This window comes from Roseovarius sp. W115 (genome assembly GCF_032842945.2).
GTDB classification, from domain to species: domain Bacteria; phylum Pseudomonadota; class Alphaproteobacteria; order Rhodobacterales; family Rhodobacteraceae; genus Roseovarius; species Roseovarius rhodophyticola.
Genome location: NZ_CP146606.1, coordinates 2351451 through 2370981 on the forward strand (window position 1 = coordinate 2351451; position 19531 = coordinate 2370981).

Here is a 19531-nt window from a genome sequence, read left to right on the forward strand (position 1 = left end):
TATGTCGTGACACGCCTGCCTCTCTCAGTTGTTGTTCCCGCCCGCAATGAGGCTGAGACGATTGGTTCAGTTGTCCACCATCTTCTGAGTATGGACTGGGTCGATGAGGTGGTCGTTGTCGACAATGCCTCACAGGATGACACCGCAAAACTGGCGCAGGAGGCGGGCGCGCGGAGCGTATTTGAGCCGCAAGCCGGAATGGGCCATGCCGTGCGCGCTGGACTGGCCGCTGCGGCCCATGACTGGGTGATGAAAGTTGACGCGGATCTGGAAAAGTTTAACGTTAAACTATTTTCTGAAATGGTGGATGCGCGTGGTGGCAATATCGGCCTGATCAAAGGTGACTGGACCGATCCCAAAGACAACATGCCGATGACGCGGTTACTCGTAAAGCCGGGAATTGCCTGGCTTTTCCCGGGGCTCTCGGGGCTACGATCTCCGAACACCGGAATCTACCTCGTCAACCGCTCACTTATCGCCCATCAGGAAATCGTAGGCAATTATGCCGCTGATCTGGACGTCATGGTGCGTGTTTATGCCGCCGGAGCGGAGGTGATCGAGGCCGATATTGGCCGGATCGAGCATGATATGCGCGATGTTGGTCACTACAACAAGATGGCTGAAACGATCATGGGGTTTTTGCTGTTATGTCAGCAGACCCGGATCACCGAAGAAGTTGTTGTTCTGGCTCAGACCGCCGGGGACGTATTGCAAAATGCCCTTGGGCTTTGCTCTGTGCGGGCCAAGGCGGGTGCGCTGGTGACTGTCTTTTTGGAAGACGTGGGGTCAGCGCAAGCAGAAGTTCTGAAAGATACATTGGCGGCGTGGCCTACATCCCGGGTTTTGCCGCTCGCGGAGGCAAAAACCTTTGCGCCGGAGGGTCCTGAAGAGCGTATTCAACTGCTTTGTTCTGCCGCTTTGTCAGTACACGGGTTTGATGTGCAGACAGGTCTGACAGCGCGCGGTTGTTCAATGCCAGAGCCGCTTGTGATGGCAGGTTCTGATGGATTTCGGTCGGATCATGGGTTCGATGTCACATCCGTTCTTGACGTGAAGTCGAACGCCCTGACCCTCGCAGGGCTACCGCCGGCCGCGTCGCCGCGCGAAGTGTTTCAAAGCCTAAGCAGCTATGTGAACAAGGCCAAAGCCTCATGAAAATCGCCACCGCAGCCTATCCGCTTGATCCGGTCAAAACCTGGAGCGCCTATGCCCAAAAGATAGAAACCTGGGTTGCAGAGGCGGCGGAGCAGGAGGCTAAGCTATTGGTTTTCCCTGAATATGCGGCCATGGAGTTGGCCATGCTGTCAGGACCTGAGGTGGCTTCGGATTTGGAGAAATCCTTGCACGCGGTGTCCGACCGTGTGCCAGAGGCGGACGCTTTGCATGTTGAGCTGGCGGCCAAATATGACGTGCACATCTGTGCAGGCTCTGCGCCGGTTTATGATCCCGAGCTTGGAGATCGTCCTGTCAATCGCGCACGGCTGATCACACCAACGGGTGCAATTGGCATTCAGGACAAACAGATCATGACGCGATGGGAGCGTGATCCGATGCACGCTGTGTCAGGTGGTGGGCTGCGCCTCTTTGATACAGAGATCGGCAAAATTGGCATACTTATCTGTTATGACAGTGAATTTCCGCTTCTGGGCCGGGCGCTTCATGATGCGGATTTGATCCTTGCCCCTTCCTGCACAGAGGCTTTGTCAGGGTATTGGCGGGTCCGGATTGGGGCAATGGCCCGTGCTCTTGAAACGCAATGCGTCAGCGTGATGGCGTCTTTGGTGGGAGAGGCGCCTTGGAACGAAGTGGCGGACCTAACCACGGGGATGGGGGGTATTTTCGGCCCTCCTGATGCCGGGTTTCCAGAGACGGGTGTTTTGGCCGAAGGAGCCCTCAACGCGCCAGGCTGGACCTACGCCGAGGTTGATCTTGAGCAAATTGCCCATGTCCGTGCCGATGGGCGAGTGCTGGGGCGGACGCATTGGGCCGAACAAGAGGGCCGTGACAAACGCGTGACGTCGCGGTCTCTAAAGTAATATTCAGCTTGAAAAACACTACAAATAGGACCATTTAAGGCGCGTCCCAATGTGAGGGACGCCAAACAAAGGAGATACCATGGCCAAGGAAGACACGCTCGAATTTCCAGGTGTCGTCAAGGAACTCCTGCCTAACGCGACATTCCGGGTCGAGCTTGAGAACGGCCATGAGATTATCGCCCACACGGCAGGAAAGATGCGCAAGAACCGCATTCGGGTTCTGGCAGGCGACAAAGTTCAAGTCGAGATGACCCCCTATGATCTGACCAAAGGTCGGATCAACTATCGCTTTAAGTAAGCGTTTGAAATGACATGCGTTTGATCCTTGGATCGGGCAGTCCGCGTCGGCGCGAGCTGTTGGCGCAGATTGGCGTGGTGGCGGATGACATTTGCGCACCCGACATAGACGAGACCCCTCAAAAAGGTGAATTGCCCCGTCCGTATTGCGCGCGCATGGCTCGCGAAAAGGCAAACGCGGTTGAGGCGTCAGAAGGTGATGTGGTTTTGTCAGCGGACACAACTGTTGCCCTGGGCCGGCGCATTTTGGGTAAACCGGAAAACGCGGAGGAGGCGGAGGCGTTTCTACGCCTGATGTCGGGGCGGCGGCACAAGGTGATTACCGCTGTTGCGGTGCGTCGGGGGGACCAGATCTGGGAAAAGGATGTGGTCACGGATGTGAAAATGAAACATTTGTCTGAGATCGAATTGCGCGCCTATCTGGCCACTGAGGATTGGCGTGGCAAGGCCGGGGCCTATGGAATTCAAGGCCCGGCTGGGGCGCTCATTCCCTGGATTCAAGGCTCCTTTACGGCTGTTGTTGGCTTGCCTTTGACCGAAACCGCCGGGCTCTTACTGGCGGCGGGATATCCTGTGTTTGAGGGTGGCGCATGAAGGGCCGGGTGGTCGCACTGGGTCACGTTGGCGAGGCCGAGGCCGCGGCCCTGATCGAAGACGGACAGCTGGTTGATTTTCTCCGCGACAGTGATCAGCCGCGCCCGGGAACGATTTACCGTGCTATCTCGGATCGTCCGGTTAAGGGGCAGGGTGGCATGTTCGTCAAGACGCCCGATGGCATGGGGTTTTTAAGAAATATCAAGGGCTTGGGGGCAGGGAAACCTATTCTTGTACAGGTCACAGGATATGCAGAGCCGGGCAAAGCTATTCCCGTCGCCGCGCGGCTTTTGTTCAAGAGCCGATATGCGATTGTGACACCCCATGCCCCTGGTGTGAATGTCTCACGCGCCATTCGCGATGAAGACCACCGGGATGCGCTGGTTGTTTTGGGCAAGACGGCTATGGACGGATGTGAGGCGGGATTAATCCTGCGTTCATCCTGCGCCGAGGCAGAGGATGACGCGATTGCCGAAGACATCGCGCAAATGGTGTCGGTCGCCTCACAAGTGGCCGGGGATGCCGATGAGGGAGGGCCGGAGAAACTGCTGGAAGGCGATGGGCCGCATGAGTTGGCCTGGCGCGATTGGCCGCAGCCCGATCTTTGGTCTGATGCTTCGCAAGGCTTTGAAGATCATGGGGTTTTGGATCTTCTCGATGGTTTTATGCAGTCGCATGTAAAGCTCTCGGGCGGGGCTTCCCTCTATGTTGAACCCACACGGGCCTTGATTGCAGTAGACGTAAATACAGGTGCAGACACGTCCGCATCCGCAGGTCTCAAGGCCAATCTTGCCGCGGCACAGGCCTTGCCTCGGGAGCTTCGCGTGCGGGGTTTGGGCGGACAAGTTGTGCTTGACCTGGCCCCGATGCCCAAGCGGGACCGCCGTGCATTCGAAAGCGCCCTGCGCGCGGCGTTTCGCAAGGACACGGTCGAAACGACACTGGTCGGTTGGACGCCGCTGGGGCATTATGAGTTGCAACGCAAGCGGGATCGCTTGCCTTTGAGCGGGGGAATGACATGAGCTGTCCAATCTGCGGAAAAGACACGGTTCAAGCGGTGCGTCCGTTTTGCTCCAAGCGCTGTGCGGATGTGGATCTGGCAAATTGGATGCGCGGGAAATATGTCGTGGCGTCTGATGATGCAGACGAGGCGGACGAGGTTGAATTACGCTTACCAGACTTCACGAAAAGACCGATGAATTGAACGAAAATGCCTCTGGACAGCGCCAAGCAGGTCGCCTAGAACGCTGCGACGTAAACGCCCCGCGTTTCACGTGCCCGGGTAGCTCAGGGGTAGAGCAGTGGATTGAAAATCCTCGTGTCGGTGGTTCGATTCCGCCCCCGGGCACCATTAAAATCAAGCACGATACTTAGACTGCGCGGTTGTCTTCGGATGCATGGTCGCGGATTAAAACGTGGCGATCCCGGAAGGACTCGAACCCTCAGCCTGCTGATTAGAAGTCTTACAGTGTTACTTCTTTGTGCTGCAGCGTGCTTCGATTTTCTTCTTATATATTATATAATTCAAATTTTTGATGCTTCTTTTGCTTCGATAGACTTCGTGTAAGCTCTCCAAAATTTGCTTACCTATTGCTTACCTGTTTGATAGGTGCATAATTTGATCATGCCGAAAACGCAGCTCACGAAAACCAGAATAGATCGAACTCAGCCCGGAAACCGAGATGTGATCTATTGGGATCGGGCTTTGCCGGGATTTGGGTTGCGGGTTAAATCAACCGGAGTGAAAAGCTTCGTCGTGCAGTACCGCAATCGACAGACTGGACGATCTAAGCGCAAGACGCTTGGTCAATATGGACCAACCATGTCGCTCAACGATGCTCGGGAAATTGCGCGCGGAATGCTTGCTGATGTTGTGCGAGGCGGTGACCCGGTGGCGGACGCTCAGTTCCTTCGCCAGTCTCCGTCTGTAGCGGACCTAGCGGAGCAGTACTTGACAGAACATGCCGTTCCTAAGAAGCGTCCTGCCAGCGTTCGAAACGATCGCTCAATGTTGGATCGTTATGTCATTCCGCATTTGGGGCACCTCCGTGTTTTCGAGGTTACCTACAAAGATGTTCAGCGATTGCACAACAGAATGTCTCAAACTCCATACCAGGCTAACCGAACGCTGGCTTTACTGTCCAAAACATTCGAGCTTTCGATCCGATGGGGTATGCGCAAAGACAACCCGGCCCGGGGAGTGGAGAAATTTGCAGAAGAAAAGCGTCAACGTTGGCTGTCCGATGACGAACTGAACAGGCTGATGAAGGCCTTGTCAGATCACCCAAACCAGATTGCTGCAAATGCGATTCGACTGCAGTTGCTGACAGGGGCGCGGATCGGAGAAGTTTTATCTTCCACTTGGGAAGATTTTGCTCTCGATCGTGGCGTCTGGATAAAACCGTCGCATCACACAAAGCAGAAGCGCTCCGAACATCTACCATTGTCACGTGCTTCAATAGAGTTGCTCACAAGGATGCACGCAGAATCGTTCTCGTACAGCAGATTTCTATTTCCTGGACGTTCTCCAGATCAGCCCTACAGAGACCTGAAGGCGTTTTGGCGCTCGGTTACAAAAACAGCAGAGCTTGCGGACTACCGTATTCACGACAACCGTCACACTCATGCATCTCATTTGGTTTCAAGCGGATTGAGTCTTCCCATTGTCGGTAGACTGCTCGGGCATACAAACCCATCAACCACGCAACGATATGCCCACCTGGCAGATGATCCACTGCGCGAAGCGGCGGAAATAATGGCTCGGAAGATGTCGAAGGAGTAACAGGTTTCGGCTGGAATGCTGACTTTGCTTTCCCACGCAGCGAAATCGCTGAACGAGCCCAACCCGGAAGTGCGAATTTCTCGCTGCGCGCGCTCGCCGCGAAAGAATTTCTGCGCGCAAGGTCTTCAGCGCAGCTACACGGCGGTGAATCCGGCCATTCATTCGGGATGCCATTAGGTTTGGGGAACAAACTCACGGGTGGTAGGTCAGATGCAATCAGGTTTGCGAGTAGCATTCCAACGTCAGCGCGGTGCTGATGCTTGGGTTCGGAGGGCGGCAAGGAGGGCACATCATGCCTCGAGTCCAACTTCCTGCTGTCACCCCGAGACGTAAAGCCTGGAACAAGGGGCGGATCATCGGCCAGAAACGACCGTTGCTACCAAAACAGGTTTGGGCGATCCGAGCGCGACTGGAGCTGGCGAACACTCTTCGTGATCTGGTGCTATTTAACGTTGCCATCGACAGCAAACTACGTGGATATGATCTGGTCAGGCTCTCTGTGGTCGATCTGGTCAAAGAGGATCGCGTCCGAGAACGGGTTTCGGTCATCCAGAGCAAAACCAAGCGGCCTGTTCAGTTTGAACTGACGGAAAACACAAGGGAAACTGTCCTAGCTTGGGACAAATCACCCGAGATGTTGGCTTGCTCGTTCATGTTTCCCAGCCGCTTCCACGATCGCCCGCATAACTCAACCCGGCAGTATGGCCGGTTGGTGCACGATTGGGTGTCGGCGATTGGTCTGGAACCGAGTGGATATGGGACGCATTCGCTGCGCCGAACCAAAGCTGCTGAGATCTACAGGAAAACAGGTAACCTGCGCGCGGTTCAGCTCTTGCTAGGACATACAAAGGTCGACAGTACGGTGTGTTACTTGGGAGTCGAACTCGAAGATGCGCTGAGTATTGCCGAGAATATTGACCTTTAGGCATTGGGCGAGCGGCTGGAGCCGCTGGCCTTTGCGGGCCGACGCGCCGCACGCATCACGTTTGACATAAAATGACCAGCGCCGCCAAAAATCTATTTGTTGTCTGGTCGCCTCAGTCATCCCAGACTAAATCAAGTTCGATCGAATTGGTAATCAACCCCAATTGACCAATCACTCAGACGGCTAACTCTTTGGCTCATGTAGCGATACGGATGGCGGCGCAAAGTTCGGGGTGCAGAATCCAGTTCCCGGGCTTCTCTTCGTGTCCGGAATCACCGCAAAAACCAATTAGCGCAGTTCCATCCAAACTCTTCGCAGGCATCTTGGAACCTGTCTCTGAAGACAGATATCCAGCAATCATACGACCCGCGCTTGCCAGAACTTTTTGGCCGAGTTCGGGGACTTGTAGCTGCCAGCATCCGCAACCTTTTCCTCTGCCAACCCGTCCTCTTCCGCCAGCGACAACGCCATCAACATGGCGCGCTGCGGACGCGTCAGGTTTACAGAATTGAACGCTTCCACGTATTCGTCGGTACTCGGTACCAGCGTCCCTGTACGAGGATCCGTTCTGCGGTCTTCGTTCCTGCGGACTTCACGCGCATCGATGGCGGAATGCAAAGCGGTGATCGCGGCTTCTTCGGTCTCACCTGTGGCCTCGGCGATCATGCCACGCGCCTTCGTTGGCGGTTTGGAAAATGCGCGGGCAACGAATTTGCCGGCGAGGAGGCCCGACTTGATCTGATATCTGCCGTGTTCGCCGACTTGGATCGGGGGCTGTGTGTCTTTCTTACTGGCCTTGGCTTTCCTCTTTTTGGTCGTGCCTTTGAAGAGGTCATGGCCGGCATCTGTTCTGCCTTGTGCACTGGAACGTGTCATGGGGAACCCTTTCCTGGATTATTGAGTTTCGTGTGTCGATGTGACCGCCTTACGCGGTCAGCCGCCGAGCTTCGGCGAAGGAGACCAGCCGTCGGCCCTTTTCATCCCAAAGCGCCAGCATTGCGCAGCGCAGGCTGTCACGGAAGGTGAGACGCCGGACATTGGCGAGAGCGTCATGGTCGCGAAGGACTTCGGGAAGACGGTAGAATGGGATTCGGCTCGCCAGGTGATGAACGTGGTGGACGCCGATATTCCCGGTGATCCAGCGCAGAATGCCGGGCAGCGCATAGTGTGAACTACCCTCCAGCGCTGCTTCATGAATGTTCCAATCCTCGTCGCGTTGCCAGCTGGTTTCCTCGAATTGGTGCTGAATGTAAAAGAGCCACATGCCGGTCATCGCCGCGAGAAACATCGTTGGAAGAAACACGAACACCAGTACATGCCAACCGCTGAACCAGACGAGCGTTGCCAGGACAGCGGCGATAGCTGCATTTGTCGCGAGCGCGCTCAGCCAATAGTGCCAGCCTGATCGCATCAAACCGACCGGCAGCCGGTTCTGGATGAAGAAGGTATAAAATGGCACGACCCCGAACAGGAAGACCGGATTGCGGACAAGGCGGTACAAGCTCCGGCCGATCCACCCCTTTTCCCGATATTCTCTGACAGTCATCGTCGGCAGATCGCCAATGCCCCGACGGTCCAGATTGCCGGTTGTCGCATGGTGGATCGAGTGGGTTTCGCGCCAGACATCATAGGGCGTCAGCGTCACCACGCCTATGGCACGTCCCAACCAGTCGCACGCGCTCCGACTGCGAAACAAGGACCCGTGGCCGCAATCGTGCTGGATCATGAAAAGACGGACCAGGAAGGCCGCGTTTCCCAATGCCAAAATGACGGCCAGCACGGTGCTGACCGACAGCATCCACCAGGCCACTGCCCAAATCGCGACAAACGGCGCAACCGTGACAAACAGCTCTAAAAGGCTTCGGGCCGTGTTCGGTGTGCGGTATCGCGCCATAAGGCGCGTCCATTCCAGGGCGTCTCGTTCCGGTTGGGTCGTTTTGGATGGCTTTCTCATGGCGATGGGGCGCTCCATAGGAGCGCCCCGTTGCATTGTTCAGGCAAGCGCGATGTTGGTTGCGCTTTCGCGGCCGTCGCGGCCGGCCTCGACATCGAAGGTCACCTTTTGATCGTCTTTCAAAGTAGTCATCCCCGACTTCTCGAGGGCGGAGATGTGCAAGAACACATCCTTGCCTCCTGTGTCAGGTGCAATGAAGCCGAAGCCTTTGGTGGCGTTGAACCATTTCACTGTGCCGTTGGCCATGTGAATTTTCCTTAATTGATCGCTGCCCGCGACATGCGGCAGCCCGGCTTCTCACGACAGTGTCGAGTGCTGTGAGCCGGTAAAGGAAAACAGAAAGTCGAATGGAGGTCAGTAGCAAGTTTTACATGGTGACCGCCCGGAAGGTTTACAAGGTGCGCGCTATCTGCTTGCCGATGTTTCCTTTTGCCAAGTGAGCATCTATCCCCTATAGCTCACAAGCTGCCGGATACCCTGGCAGCCAGAAAAGGAAAGCCAGAATGTCGTTCAACGACTTGGCGAAGAAAGAGGCCGCCGCCAAAAAGGCCCCTCAAGAAAAAGATAAGCAGTCGCGGACTGCAATCGAACAGCCTCCTGAATCAAAGACCGAATCGACAGATCTGAAAACGAGTTGAGAGGCGCGATTGAGCATTTAGGCTTCGCTCATATCCAGCGTTAGAGGGTCGGCGTTACGAGCGTCTCGAAAGGTTGCCGCCAACAATGATCTCATTGATCAGCTTGGCGGTTGCCGCATGCAATTTTCGCTCTGTTTCCGGGCCTTGGGCATTTTCGTGGGTGGCTGCTGCATCGCGGAGAATGCCCACAATCTCGCGTTCCGGCAGCAGATTGCGTTCTTGCAAGGCAAGTAGGAGGGCCTCGCAAATCGAGAAGGCGGCCATGCCTGCGGGGTCTTGTGGGTCTGACATCGGCATTCCACTTTCGTTCGTTGTATTGCGACCGGGTTGGGTCTTGATCGTCCTAAACTCACAAAGAGTTTGGTATTCCGTACTGATCGAAAGCAGTCTCGGCGCCAAAATCTTCCAAGAGTATGCGCCGGTTCGGGAGGGATCGATGATAAACATCAAAGCCAGTCCGCTAACCCAAAAGCTCTCCGCGTTCGTTGCACTGTCGGAGACTGAACTGGCCGTTCTTGAGCGCTTGCATCAGCGGAGGAGGTCTTTCTCTGTGGGGCGCGATTTGGTTCACCAGGGCCAATCCGAACAGGCTGCCTACATCCTGGCAGCGGGTTGGGTCGTTTCTTACAAGATCCAGGCTGACGGGTCGCGGCAGATCGTTGATTTCCAGATACCGGGGGATTTTCTAGGGCTGCGCAGCGTTCTTTTGCACACATCGGATCATGGGATAGAACCAATCGTCGATATTGAGGCGGCGGAAGTTCTGGTGAGCGATCTCCTGCACGCCTTCGCAGAGACACCCCGGTTGGCTACGGCCATTCTTTGGGCCGTGTCACGCGACGAAGCGATGGTTGTCGAGCATCTGGTTGGGCTGGGGCGGCGCGATGCGGATGCACGCATGGCGCATTTCCTGCTGGAGCTTGGCGTGAGACTGTCCCTCGTCGGTATGGGAAGTCGGCAAGGCTATGCCTGCCCGCTCACGCAGTATCATCTGGCTGATGCGTTGGGGTTAAGCGCCATCCATGTTAACCGCGTCCTTCGCAAGCTCCGCGAAGGCGGGCTCGTCACGTTTCAGGGCGGGCTTGTTACGTTCGATGACTACGAGGGACTGGTTGCATTGGCGGATTTCGATCCGGCCTATCTCGATCAGTCACGACCTCTTTTGCCGTGAAACGACCGCCCCAAGTCAGGCTTTGGGCGGCCCTGCAGTCTTTTCACAGTTACCGACATTAAACCAATGCGCGGCTTGCCTGCTTGAGTTCGTTGTGAGCCTCTTCGTGGTTTTCGGCTTCATGGGCCTTTTCAGCGGCCTGATAGTGCTTCAGCGCTGCGGCCTTCTTGGGGCCTTCTGGCGCCTTGTCCCAGGCAGCCTTGACCGAGGCCATGTGTTTCACGGTCTGGTTTTCCTCGGATTGGTTTTCTTCATTCATCGAATGTCCTTTCCTGGACAGTCCGAGAAACAAGAGGCGCAAAATGCATACAGTTCTATTGAGGAACTGCATGTGCCCCGCGCCTCTGAGCTACTCGGAAAAAACCACCATGACTTTCGGTGGACAGGTTCACTTATCCGGTTTCTCGGTGTTTTTGCACTGACGCAGGTTAGCCCGTCTGAGCCAGATAGAAGAACCACGTTAGAACCACGACTCCAACGAGGGCCATCGTTGTCCAAGAGATCGATATTTTTGGAGAATTGTTGGCGCCTGCTTCGAGTGATTTTGGAACGCGAAGCGGCGCGCGCTTCGGCAGCAATGAAACCAGTTTTGCCGCTCTACCCTCGCTTGCCAGGGCCAGAGCCGGAATGTCTGTGATCGCTTCAAAATGCGTTGTCAGTCGAACTTGCGCGTCCTCCCGATCCATACTTGCAAGCTCATGCGCCTCGGTCCACGGTTCGAGGTCAAGACGCGCAAGCACAGACAAGACCGTAACAGCTGCACCGGTTCGGTCCTCACCCACGTGTGCGAAGAGGAAGGCATCGTAGTCGCTGCCATCCGGATGGAGAACGTCTGAGGCGGACATGGGGTTCCTTTCAGCGCGTAATAGAGACGAAGAACTGCGCGCAGGTGTCTGATGCCCGGAACGCGCTTGGCCTCTCATCCTGACAATAAAAAACCCGACAGGCGCTAACCTCGATCAGCATCGCCTCTCGCAGCTTCGGGTATTGTGCACTCAACGACTTTGTCTTGGCGAGGCGTTCCTTTCGGCGCTTGTCACTTCGGCGATGGCGGAAAAACCAGCATTCTACTCAATGGAGACCCGGGTTGTTCACGCGTTCGACCAGATCAACGGTGACGTTTTCAAACGACTTCACGATCGGCTACAGCCAGCTAGAGCTTCCGCCCGGCACATATGAAATCCTTGTCGAAGAAGAGCTTATACAAGGCCTCAGCTTCGAGGCTTACCGGCGCACCGCGACATACCTGATGATCCGGGGGCGCGGGAGCCATGCGGGACAAACGACGATGCAAATGACCACAAAGGAGGAGCTCGAACATGCCATCGCATGTGATCGGGCCCTCTCCGAAACCACCAATGACAGCGAAGCGGCGCTTTCCCCGCTGGAGGACACGAAATGACCACACCCGAATGGCTGAAACCCGGCATCTACGGCGCGCTCCTTGGCGCGGCGTTTGTCGGCATCGTTGGATTCTCGTGGGGAGGATGGGTGACCGGAAGCAGCGCCGAGAAGATGGCGAGTGAGATGGCGGAGGACAGCGTTATCGCAGCGCTCGTGCCCTTCTGCCTTGACATGTCCCGCACCGACAATGAACGCATTGCAAAGCTGGTTACGATCCGTGAGGCGTCGTCATTCAAGCGGCGCGACGCTGTGATGGAAACCGGTTGGGCAACGATGCCCGGATCAGATGGCCCGAACCGCGATCTGGCGCAGGCTTGCATCGAAGGTCTCGACCTTGATGCATCGTAATGACCTCAAACTGTCGCCTGTTTCGTCCAAGAGCACCTTAGGCGTGCTCGCCACAGTGTTTTTCACGGAATTCCTTGCGGTCGCCATTGTCGCGTTCATCGCGATCGGATCGCCGTCTTTCGCCCAATCTCAATCGGCCCCGATGCCCGCGAATGCGCGGCCCAAAAGCTATGGCGAGGGATGGGAGTGTGATCGTGGATACCGGCGTGACGGTGATACCTGCCTAACCATCATCGTCCCGCAGAACGCCTATGCCACCAACCGAACCTATGGCGCAGGCTGGGAGTGTTTGCACGGGTTTCAGGAGGTCGATGACGAGACGTGTCTTGAGGTCGTTGTGCCCGATGGCGGATATCTCGACCCGTCCGGGAAGAGATGGAACTGCCTTCGTGGTTACATGAAGGTTGACGATCTTTGCCTAGAGATCGATCTGCCTCCAAACGCTTATCTGGCCGACAATGTATATGGGTCTGTCTGGCTATGTAATCGGGGTTATGAGATCGAAGGTGACACATGCATTGCTATTGCCGTTCCCGAGAATTCCTTTCTGAACGGAGCTGGGTACGGACAGCCATGGACATGTGAGCGGGGTTACTTCGAACGCGAAGATACCTGTGAGGCTGTCGTCGTTCCGGAGAATGCCTATTTCTACGATGCAAGCTATGGCCCAGGCTGGAAGTGTAATCGCGGCTTTGCACAGTCTGACGATGGCTGCACAGCGATTGACCTCCCTGAAAATGCGCATCTCGACCGATCGGGAAACCGGTGGGAGTGCCATAGGAATTTTCAGCGATCTCGGGGGGTTGCGTCCTGAACGACTAACGCGCGCAATCCAGACTGAAATGCGGCGTTCCTTCCGAACTCATCTTTTGATCGGACCCGACGGGCCCGCTTTGTAAAGGAATAATCATGGAATCGGAAAATGCAGAAAACCTGACGGCCAGGCTGTCAGTGATAGGCCCGCAAGACCCACCTGACGTATCCGCATCCCGTCGAACTTGCGGCAGAAAAGCTATAACAAACTGGGTGCCCACAGCGGTTGTCTATTGTGAGGGGAACTTCGGGCAAGTCGACGGGAAGACCGCAAATGGGCTTGTCCGTCACAGCCAAGCCTACCGCATTCTTTCGGTCATAGACAGCAGACTTGAAGGGCGCGACAGCGGGCAGGTGCTGGACAATGTGAGTAACGCCATCCCCATTGTTGAAGACCTCGAGGCTGCGGTTACAGGAGCGGCGCAAATCCCCGACACATTGATCTATGGGATGGCCCCCTCTACAGGGAGTATGTCACCTACAGATCGAGAGGTTGTGCTGGATGCAATCGCTCTCGGCATGAACATCGTCAGCGGTCTGCACGAATACCTTGGTGATGATCCCGAGATCTCGAGCGCTGCTCATGCAGCCAACGTGACGATCCGCGATATCCGTAAACCCCGACCAAGCAAGGATATGCGCCTGTTTGATGGACGCGTGTCCAAGGTGAAGGCAATCCGCATCGCCGTACTGGGAACGGATTGTGCAATTGGCAAGCGGACGACAGCGACCGTTCTGGCCAAGGTGTTGAACGCGCGTGGCATCAAGACGGTTCTCGTTGGCACCGGCCAGACGGGGCTCATGCAGGGCGCGAAATACGGGATTGCCATGGACGCCGTGCCACCGCAGTTTTGCTGCGGGGAACTTGAACGCGTGATTGTCGCGGCGTCTCACGGCGACGAACCAGACGTCATCCTGATCGAAGGACAAGGCGCGCTCAGCCATCCGGCTTTTTGCACATCGGCGTTCATTCTTCGCGGCAGCCAGCCGCATGCTGTCGTTCTTCAACATGCGCCCAAGCGTGCCCACCGCTGCGACTTTCCCACCATGCCAATGCCCGAGCCGAAAAGCGAAATCGCCCTCATCGAAGCTTTTGCAGACACACAGGTGATTGGTGTCACAATCAATCACGAAACGATGACGGACGCCGAGGTCGATCGTGCAATCGACAGTCTTTCACGCGATCTCGGAGTTCCGGTGACGGACGCGCTGACCCGGCCGGAGGTGCACCTGACCGACATGGTCCTGACCGCCTTTCCACAGTTGCGGCCCGTGCCTCTCGTGGCCGCGGAATGACCACGCCGCGTGTGGAGATTGATCTGGGCAAGATCCAGGCAAACGCGCGATGTCTCGTCCGTCGTCTTGGCGCCCGTGGACTCTCGGTCACCGGTGTAACCAAGGCAGTGTGCGGGCATCCTGACATAGCCAGGGCGATGCTGGACGGTGGCGTTGTCGGTCTGGCCGACGCACGCATCGCAAATGTCGTTCGGATGCGGATCGCAGGGATCAATTGCCCAATTTCGATGATCCGCGCGCCGCTACTTAGCGAGATGGAAGACGCAATCCAGCATTGTGACGCGAGCTACAACACGGAGATGGACACAATCCGGAAGCTTGGCGCCGCCGCAAAGAAACTGGGTACCTCGCACGATGTTATCTTATTGGCTGAAATGGGGGATATGCGCGAAGGCATTTTGCCGGAGAACCTCAACGAGTGCGCCGCTCGCGTCATCGCAACACCTGGTGTCGCGCTCAAAGGCATCGCTGCGAATTTTGCCTGCATGGGCAACGCGGCACCGACGGGCGGCGACATGGCCATGCTCTCGAGACTGGCCGACCAAGTCGAAGGCGCTTGCGGACCTTTTGTCGAGCTTGTGTCAGGAGGTGGCTCGGCCAATTTGCCATGGGCGCTTGGTGAAGGTTCAACCGGGCGGGTCAACAACCTCCGCCTGGGTGAGGCGATCCTATTGGGCACCGACCCCGTGACAGGGCATCCGATCTCTGACCTTCATACGAACGCCTTTGCACTGATGGCCGAGGTGATCGAAACAAGGTGCAAACCAAGCGCGATACCACCTGCGTCAATTGCTCCTGAGCTTGGAATACTCAAATTGGTTCGGAATGATGCCCCCCGAGCCCGAACGATCCTTGCTGTCGGGCAGCAGGACACCGACACAAGCGGTCTTACGTTTCCCTCTGAATTTAGGTTTATCGGCGCGACCAGCGACCACACCGTTGTCGACACAGCCAAAACTGCCTTGCCAGTTGGCTCCGAGATGGAAATGGGCATGAACTACAGCGCCCTCATGCGGGCGATGAGCGCCCCAGATGTCGCAAAGACCGTTCATGGCAAGCAGACGATGAACGGAAGTGCCAAGGACCGAGAGACCCACCCCTTCCTGACCCTGGTATGACGTCCAGATGATCCCCCGCGGGGCATTTGTGACATACTACCCGCACCTTTATATGTCCATTCATGGTGCGGCAAAGGTACAACCTTGATGCGGCTCTCAGAAAAGGCTGGCAATGACCGCTTCGGTGACGTGCGCCGTGGAGCAACAAGAAATCTTTGGCAAGAGCGAACGGTTGCTGCGTTAGCAATAGCTGCGATTGCGCAAGTCCGGTTTGTCCCGCACACCAGACATTCATGCAGGTCGCTGTCAATGGCAGCACTGCGGACATTGCTGCCATCAAACTTGTTATTTTCAATGGTAGCTTTTTAGACTTATTCTGCCTTGGGAAACGCCAAACGTGAGAGCCACGCCGTTATGCGGAACAAACTACTATCTTTCGGATTGGCCGGAAGCGTGTTCGCGGCGTTGTGCTGCTTCACACCGCTCCTTTCAATTATCCTGACAACTTTTGGTCTGACCAGTTTGCTCGACATTCTCTACAACGATGCGGTTTTGCTACCGATGCTTGCAGGCTTTCTTATCCTAACGGGGTACGCGATATGGCGACAGAAGAAGCAGCGGTAGTTTTGGAGTCAACGCTCACCTGCCCCTCGTGCGGGCATGTCGAGACGGAGACGATGCCGACGGATGCCTGCCAGTGGTTTTATGAGTGCAAGGCTTGCAACACGGTCTTGAAGCCGATTGAAGGAGATTGTTGCGTATACTGTTCGTATGCGACGGTGCCATGCCCGCCTATCCAAGAAGGTAAGTCTTGCTGCGCATAGCCGACATTTGTCGTGTCGTAGCAACTTGGTAGGTTGGGGCTAGGTGCGGTCATTTGCAACAACGCTGACTTAGCGGTCATTCGTTTCCGCGCTTAAGCGAAGTGTTTTTTTGCGGCGAATTTTGCAAACATTGCCTGCTCGTCGTATCGCTTCTTCCAAGTTTGGCAAGGGCTTCTCCCGGTATTCGATGGACGTCAAACTGGCATCAAGTCTCATAACCAGCGCTTTGTAATCCGCGAGCGAAAGCCCATACACCTGAGTAAGCGTTCTTAGACGCTGACCAAAATCTAGCCCTAGCTGCTTAGATTTTTGATATGCCCCCTCCGCATCGAGGCCTTCGGACCGGTACTTTTGAAATTCTTCAATCATAATATTCTCTCTTAGCGCTTCAAGTACAGCGGTGGCCAAGTGACACAAACCACAAGTCTTTCGGTTGTCTGCATTTGCGCATCTTCGCGAGCTGGAGGAATCGTACTTTTGGTTGAAATAAAATGGCTTTGGCCAAAGGTTGACGATTGAAAGTTCCCCAATATCTCACCCGCCGGGCTTTCAAAGGTCTGTTTTTGCCAACTCATTGTAAATTGGGCCTTCGATCACGGTTTGCATGCGAATCCAGCTTTGCGAGTCTCGATCACGGCAAGCGATAGCTTTTCTGCGAATGTCTTGACCAGCAACCGCTATCGTTTCAGTGAAACTACGGCACCAATGCCCAGACACACTCTTATATGTTTCATCGGGACGTACGCTGGCGGATATCCCAAGTTTCTCGTCGTTGATCTCCAACGCCTCTCCGCTCAAATAAGTTTCGAGACCTTGTTGCACGGCGAGCGTCAAAGCAGATTCTCTTTTGCTTCCAGTGACGCCACCGTGTCTTGCCAGTCGCTGATACGCCAGTGGCTCCAAGCAGTGCCCAAAGCAACGGCTCCAATCAAACATGCGGCAAGAAACATTGTGCTTTTGCCGCCCAGTAAGGTTCCAGGCGCATGATTCATGTTTTGGGGGGCGGCGACTTGGTTGCTTCGACAAGGTTGAGCGGCAACTCACCTGCCAATTCCAGTTCCATTGCCGCCCGCAATTCGGCTTTTTGCCCGCGAAGCTTTCGAATGCGTTTTGCAAGCACATCGTCATCGTGCTCAGCGCGCAAGATTTCCAACTCTTCGGATGGGCTGCATTCACCATCGATAAATCGATGAAGCTGATCGTCGTTTTCTATCTTAGTCATCGTGAAACCTTTGTATGGCCGCGCGCCCGCGCGAAAGTCGACTTGTTACAGTGCCAATGGATATGTTTAGGATTTCTGCGGTTTCTGCGTAGCTGTATCCCTCAACAGACACTAAATGAATGACGGCTTGTTGCTCTGCCGGTAAGCCTCGCATGAAATTGGCTACAGCAATAAGGTCTGAATGCGCCTCTGCGCCGCCTTGAATCCAACTTTGGGTGCCGTTGATCATGTGCTGGTGTTTTTTTCTTGTTTCTGACCGCCGCACGTTGCTGATGTGTAGGTTTTGAGCGATTTTGTAGACCCAACTGTCAAAGCGACTGCCCTGCACCCACTTACCCTGATTGCGGATAGCCGTCGTAACTGTTTCCTGAGCCAAATCGTCTGCGTCATGGAAGTTGCCGGTCAATGACCTGGTAAACCGCCGGATTTTCGGAAGTGTTTGCACAAGCAAGTCGGAGAAGTCTTCGTCCATCAACAGAACCCAATAATGAGTGCTCTTATGATACAACGTGTATGAGGATGTTTTCTTCCCAAGATTCAAAATTTTTTTCAGCATGAAGGATTAATTTGACCGGGTTGTGCGTTGTTCCTTACAAATGCACACTGCGATGAGGTATCGACATGTCAATTGATAGAAAAAGATCATCTTCCACAAAAATCGTGTCTGCAAGTGCGCTTGCGACGGCTCTGATGGCTACAGAACCTGGTTATCTTCCCATGATTACCGGAGATATTTCGTCCGGCCTCGCCTATGCACAGAGCGGCGGCGAAGGTGGAGAAGGTGGAGAAGGCGGCAGCGACGGCGGCGACGGTGGAGAAGGCGGCAGCGACGGCGGCGAAGGTGGAGAAAGTGGCAGCGACGGCGGAGAAAGCGGCGAAGGTGGTGAGAGCGGCGGCGGTGAAAGTGGTGAGAGCGGTGAAAGCGGTGAAAGTGGTGAGAGCGGCGAAAGTGGTGAAAGTGGTGAGAGCGGCGAAAGTGGTGAGACGGGCGAAACAGGCGAAAGCGGAGAAAGTGGCGAAGGCGGCGTTTCATCAGACCGCAGTGGTCCATCTCTCAGCCGGTCGGGCGAGGCCAACTCGATTTCCAATGGCTGGGATTAATCTATGAGCGTATTCCCTCGCTTTATTGCCCTGCTTCCCTTAGCCTTGGCGGCCTGTGACTACAGCAGTTTGCCAATACCCCAAAGCGACACGTTTTTTCACATAGGCCTCGCGGACAACGAAAAACGTGCCTCTCAAGCCACGCTTCAAAGAGCGCTCGAACGGCAACTCAGCGGTGACGGCGCGTCATGGAGAACTGCGTCCGGGAGTAAAGGCACGATTGTGCCGACTGAGACTTGGAAGTCTACGTCTGATCATTGGTGTCGCAGCTTTCGTGAATCAATTGATCGACCTGGAAAACGAACGCGCACGCGGGATGGTACAGCCTGCCGTGTAAACGGGTCTTGGACTATAGTGGGTAGCTGACGTGCTTGAGACAATACCCGAACTGATATCCGAGGCGGTTCGCAAGGACTTGGTAGAAGCCATACAAAATCTTGATTTTGAAGATGGGCGAAAAACAGCTGGAAAACGCGCGGCACGGGTGAAGAAAAACGAGCAGTTAGGGAGCGTTGATCGAGAAGCGAAGGCGGATATTCAGAATAAAGTCATAAAATCATTGAAATCAAATGGACGGTTTCAACGCTTTGCCATGCCCAACAAAGTCGCAACTCCTCTGATCAGCCGATATAGGCCAGGCATGGAGTATGGCCTTCATGTCGACAACGCAACAATGGTCGACAGTACTTTGAGGACAGACCTCTCTGTCACGTTATTTTTGAATGAGCCCGATCAATACGAGGGCGGCGAGCTCGAGATTTTTTCTGGCTATGGGCCAGTCAAGATCAAGCTGCCAGCGGGTTCAGTCGTGGTCTACCCATCATCCACGCTTCATCGGGTTCTGCCTGTGACCAAAGGTGAAAGATTGGCGGCTGTTACCTGGGTGGAAAGCCAAATCCGAGACTTGGCGCGCAGAGAAATCTTGTACGACTTTGGTTTGGCGCGCAGCAAACTCGAAAAAGACGCACCCAACTCTGAAGAGACCGACAGGGCAAACCGGGCATATACAAACTTACTGCGCATGTGGACTGGCACATAATGAACCGCCCCTTGTTTGCCGGAGACCCA

29 protein-coding genes and 1 tRNA gene are annotated in these 19531 nt (G+C 55.3%); 20 read left to right on the forward strand and 10 right to left on the reverse strand.

Annotation, left to right across the window (positions count from 1 at the left end; translation table 11 throughout):
- Window positions 1–6 precede the first annotated feature (6 nt).
- The 9 genes from RZS32_RS11865 to RZS32_RS11905 all read left to right on the forward strand — a co-directional run bounded on the left by RZS32_RS11865 (window position 7) and on the right by RZS32_RS11905 (window position 6634).
- The gene (locus RZS32_RS11865) at window positions 7–1155 is read left to right on the forward strand and encodes a glycosyltransferase (protein WP_317057192.1); all 1149 of its coding nucleotides are present in this window, start codon (window positions 7–9) and stop codon (window positions 1153–1155) included.
- A complete protein-coding gene (locus RZS32_RS11870; RefSeq protein ID WP_317057193.1) occupies window positions 1152–2036 on the forward strand; it encodes a carbon-nitrogen hydrolase family protein in 885 nt (294 codons plus the stop codon). The genes RZS32_RS11865 and RZS32_RS11870 overlap by 4 nt, the downstream gene beginning before the upstream one ends.
- 79 nt (window positions 2037–2115) lie before the next feature.
- Window positions 2116–2334, forward strand: a complete 219-nt coding sequence (gene infA / locus RZS32_RS11875; RefSeq protein ID WP_005978431.1) for a translation initiation factor IF-1 — start codon at window positions 2116–2118, stop codon at window positions 2332–2334.
- Between the two features lie 14 nt (window positions 2335–2348).
- Complete coding sequence (locus RZS32_RS11880) at window positions 2349–2927, forward strand: Maf family protein (protein ID WP_317057194.1); 579 nt, start codon at window positions 2349–2351, stop codon at window positions 2925–2927.
- Window positions 2924–3949 (forward strand): ribonuclease E/G, encoded by a 1026-nt coding sequence (locus RZS32_RS11885; protein ID WP_317057195.1) that lies wholly within the window; start codon window positions 2924–2926, stop codon window positions 3947–3949. Before RZS32_RS11880 ends, RZS32_RS11885 begins: the two co-directional genes overlap by 4 nt.
- The gene (locus RZS32_RS11890; RefSeq protein ID WP_317057196.1) at window positions 3946–4131 is read left to right on the forward strand and encodes a DNA gyrase inhibitor YacG; all 186 of its coding nucleotides are present in this window, start codon (window positions 3946–3948) and stop codon (window positions 4129–4131) included. The genes RZS32_RS11885 and RZS32_RS11890 overlap by 4 nt, the downstream gene beginning before the upstream one ends.
- Window positions 4132–4203: 72 nt before the next feature.
- Window positions 4204–4278: transfer RNA gene (locus tag RZS32_RS11895), tRNA-Phe, on the forward strand.
- Window positions 4279–4551: 273 nt separating this feature from the next.
- A complete protein-coding gene (locus RZS32_RS11900) occupies window positions 4552–5709 on the forward strand; it encodes a tyrosine-type recombinase/integrase (RefSeq protein ID WP_317057901.1) in 1158 nt (385 codons plus the stop codon).
- Between the two features lie 292 nt (window positions 5710–6001).
- Window positions 6002–6634 carry a tyrosine-type recombinase/integrase gene (locus tag RZS32_RS11905; protein ID WP_317057197.1) on the forward strand — a complete coding sequence of 211 codons (633 nt, stop codon included), beginning with the start codon at window positions 6002–6004 and terminating at the stop codon, window positions 6632–6634.
- A gap of 357 nt (window positions 6635–6991) precedes the next feature.
- On the opposite strand, the gene RZS32_RS11910 is transcribed toward RZS32_RS11905, so the two are convergent.
- From RZS32_RS11910 to RZS32_RS11920, 3 genes are read right to left on the reverse strand one after another with little or no spacing between them, the layout of a single operon-like run.
- On the reverse strand, window positions 6992–7510 hold the full coding sequence (locus tag RZS32_RS11910; RefSeq protein ID WP_339106638.1) for a hypothetical protein: 519 nt from the start codon (window positions 7508–7510) through the stop codon (window positions 6992–6994).
- A gap of 49 nt (window positions 7511–7559) precedes the next feature.
- A complete protein-coding gene (locus tag RZS32_RS11915; RefSeq protein WP_317057199.1) occupies window positions 7560–8588 on the reverse strand; it encodes a fatty acid desaturase in 1029 nt (342 codons plus the stop codon).
- Window positions 8589–8627: 39 nt separating this feature from the next.
- A complete protein-coding gene (locus tag RZS32_RS11920) occupies window positions 8628–8834 on the reverse strand; it encodes a cold-shock protein (RefSeq protein ID WP_317057200.1) in 207 nt (68 codons plus the stop codon).
- Window positions 8835–9091: 257 nt separating this feature from the next.
- Between RZS32_RS11920 and RZS32_RS11925 the strand changes: the two genes are divergently transcribed.
- Window positions 9092–9226 (forward strand): hypothetical protein, encoded by a 135-nt coding sequence (locus tag RZS32_RS11925; RefSeq protein ID WP_317057201.1) that lies wholly within the window; start codon window positions 9092–9094, stop codon window positions 9224–9226.
- Window positions 9227–9280: 54 nt separating this feature from the next.
- On the opposite strand, the gene RZS32_RS11930 is transcribed toward RZS32_RS11925, so the two are convergent.
- Window positions 9281–9517: a hypothetical protein gene (locus tag RZS32_RS11930; protein ID WP_317057902.1), complete on the reverse strand. Its 237-nt coding sequence runs from the start codon at window positions 9515–9517 to the stop codon at window positions 9281–9283.
- Between the two features lie 145 nt (window positions 9518–9662).
- Between RZS32_RS11930 and RZS32_RS11935 the strand changes: the two genes are divergently transcribed.
- Window positions 9663–10397, forward strand: coding sequence for a Crp/Fnr family transcriptional regulator (locus RZS32_RS11935; RefSeq protein ID WP_317057202.1), 735 nt, complete (start codon window positions 9663–9665; stop codon window positions 10395–10397).
- A 58-nt stretch (window positions 10398–10455) separates the two neighbouring features.
- Here RZS32_RS11935 and RZS32_RS11940 read toward each other — a convergent pair whose 3' ends face one another.
- Together RZS32_RS11940 and RZS32_RS11945 are read right to left on the reverse strand one after the other, a co-directional pair.
- Complete coding sequence (locus RZS32_RS11940; RefSeq protein WP_317057203.1) at window positions 10456–10656, reverse strand: hypothetical protein; 201 nt, start codon at window positions 10654–10656, stop codon at window positions 10456–10458.
- Window positions 10657–10825: 169 nt separating this feature from the next.
- Complete coding sequence (locus RZS32_RS11945; protein ID WP_317057204.1) at window positions 10826–11242, reverse strand: hypothetical protein; 417 nt, start codon at window positions 11240–11242, stop codon at window positions 10826–10828.
- Window positions 11243–11484: 242 nt separating this feature from the next.
- On the opposite strand from RZS32_RS11945, the gene RZS32_RS11950 reads away from it, so the two are divergent.
- From RZS32_RS11950 to RZS32_RS11980, 7 genes are all read left to right on the forward strand, one after another.
- Complete coding sequence (locus tag RZS32_RS11950; RefSeq protein ID WP_317057205.1) at window positions 11485–11799, forward strand: hypothetical protein; 315 nt, start codon at window positions 11485–11487, stop codon at window positions 11797–11799.
- Entirely contained in the window at window positions 11796–12149 is a 354-nt protein-coding gene (locus RZS32_RS11955; RefSeq protein WP_317057206.1) for a hypothetical protein, read from the forward strand. Before RZS32_RS11950 ends, RZS32_RS11955 begins: the two co-directional genes overlap by 4 nt.
- Complete coding sequence (locus tag RZS32_RS11960; RefSeq protein WP_317057207.1) at window positions 12139–12963, forward strand: hypothetical protein; 825 nt, start codon at window positions 12139–12141, stop codon at window positions 12961–12963. Before RZS32_RS11955 ends, RZS32_RS11960 begins: the two co-directional genes overlap by 11 nt.
- A gap of 95 nt (window positions 12964–13058) precedes the next feature.
- Window positions 13059–14258, forward strand: coding sequence for a DUF1611 domain-containing protein (locus tag RZS32_RS11965; RefSeq protein WP_339106639.1), 1200 nt, complete (start codon window positions 13059–13061; stop codon window positions 14256–14258).
- On the forward strand, window positions 14255–15376 hold the full coding sequence (locus RZS32_RS11970) for an alanine/ornithine racemase family PLP-dependent enzyme (protein WP_317057209.1): 1122 nt from the start codon (window positions 14255–14257) through the stop codon (window positions 15374–15376). Before RZS32_RS11965 ends, RZS32_RS11970 begins: the two co-directional genes overlap by 4 nt.
- Before the next feature lie 354 nt (window positions 15377–15730).
- Entirely contained in the window at window positions 15731–15940 is a 210-nt protein-coding gene (gene merF, locus RZS32_RS11975; RefSeq protein WP_317057903.1) for a mercury resistance system transport protein MerF, read from the forward strand.
- Complete coding sequence (locus RZS32_RS11980; protein WP_317057210.1) at window positions 15916–16140, forward strand: GDCCVxC domain-containing (seleno)protein; 225 nt, start codon at window positions 15916–15918, stop codon at window positions 16138–16140. The genes merF and RZS32_RS11980 overlap by 25 nt, the downstream gene beginning before the upstream one ends.
- Window positions 16141–16209: 69 nt before the next feature.
- Here the strand turns inward: RZS32_RS11980 and RZS32_RS11985 are convergent, their stop codons facing one another.
- The 4 genes from RZS32_RS11985 to RZS32_RS12000 form a co-directional block, all read right to left on the reverse strand.
- A complete protein-coding gene (locus RZS32_RS11985) occupies window positions 16210–16509 on the reverse strand; it encodes a hypothetical protein (protein ID WP_339106640.1) in 300 nt (99 codons plus the stop codon).
- Between the two features lie 180 nt (window positions 16510–16689).
- Window positions 16690–16974: a DVU3141 family protein gene (locus tag RZS32_RS11990; protein WP_422395912.1), complete on the reverse strand. Its 285-nt coding sequence runs from the start codon at window positions 16972–16974 to the stop codon at window positions 16690–16692.
- A 154-nt stretch (window positions 16975–17128) separates the two neighbouring features.
- Complete coding sequence (locus RZS32_RS11995; protein WP_317057213.1) at window positions 17129–17362, reverse strand: anti-sigma factor family protein; 234 nt, start codon at window positions 17360–17362, stop codon at window positions 17129–17131.
- The gene (locus tag RZS32_RS12000; protein ID WP_317057214.1) at window positions 17355–17918 is read right to left on the reverse strand and encodes an RNA polymerase sigma factor; all 564 of its coding nucleotides are present in this window, start codon (window positions 17916–17918) and stop codon (window positions 17355–17357) included. Before RZS32_RS12000 ends, RZS32_RS11995 begins: the two co-directional genes overlap by 8 nt.
- A 134-nt stretch (window positions 17919–18052) precedes the next feature.
- Here RZS32_RS12000 and RZS32_RS12005 point away from each other — a divergent pair, with 134 nt between their 5' ends.
- A complete protein-coding gene (locus RZS32_RS12005) occupies window positions 18053–18463 on the forward strand; it encodes a hypothetical protein (RefSeq protein WP_339106642.1) in 411 nt (136 codons plus the stop codon).
- Between the two features lie 367 nt (window positions 18464–18830).
- Window positions 18831–19502, forward strand: a complete 672-nt coding sequence (locus RZS32_RS12010; protein ID WP_317057216.1) for a Fe2+-dependent dioxygenase — start codon at window positions 18831–18833, stop codon at window positions 19500–19502.
- The last annotated feature ends 29 nt before the right edge of the window (window positions 19503–19531 follow it).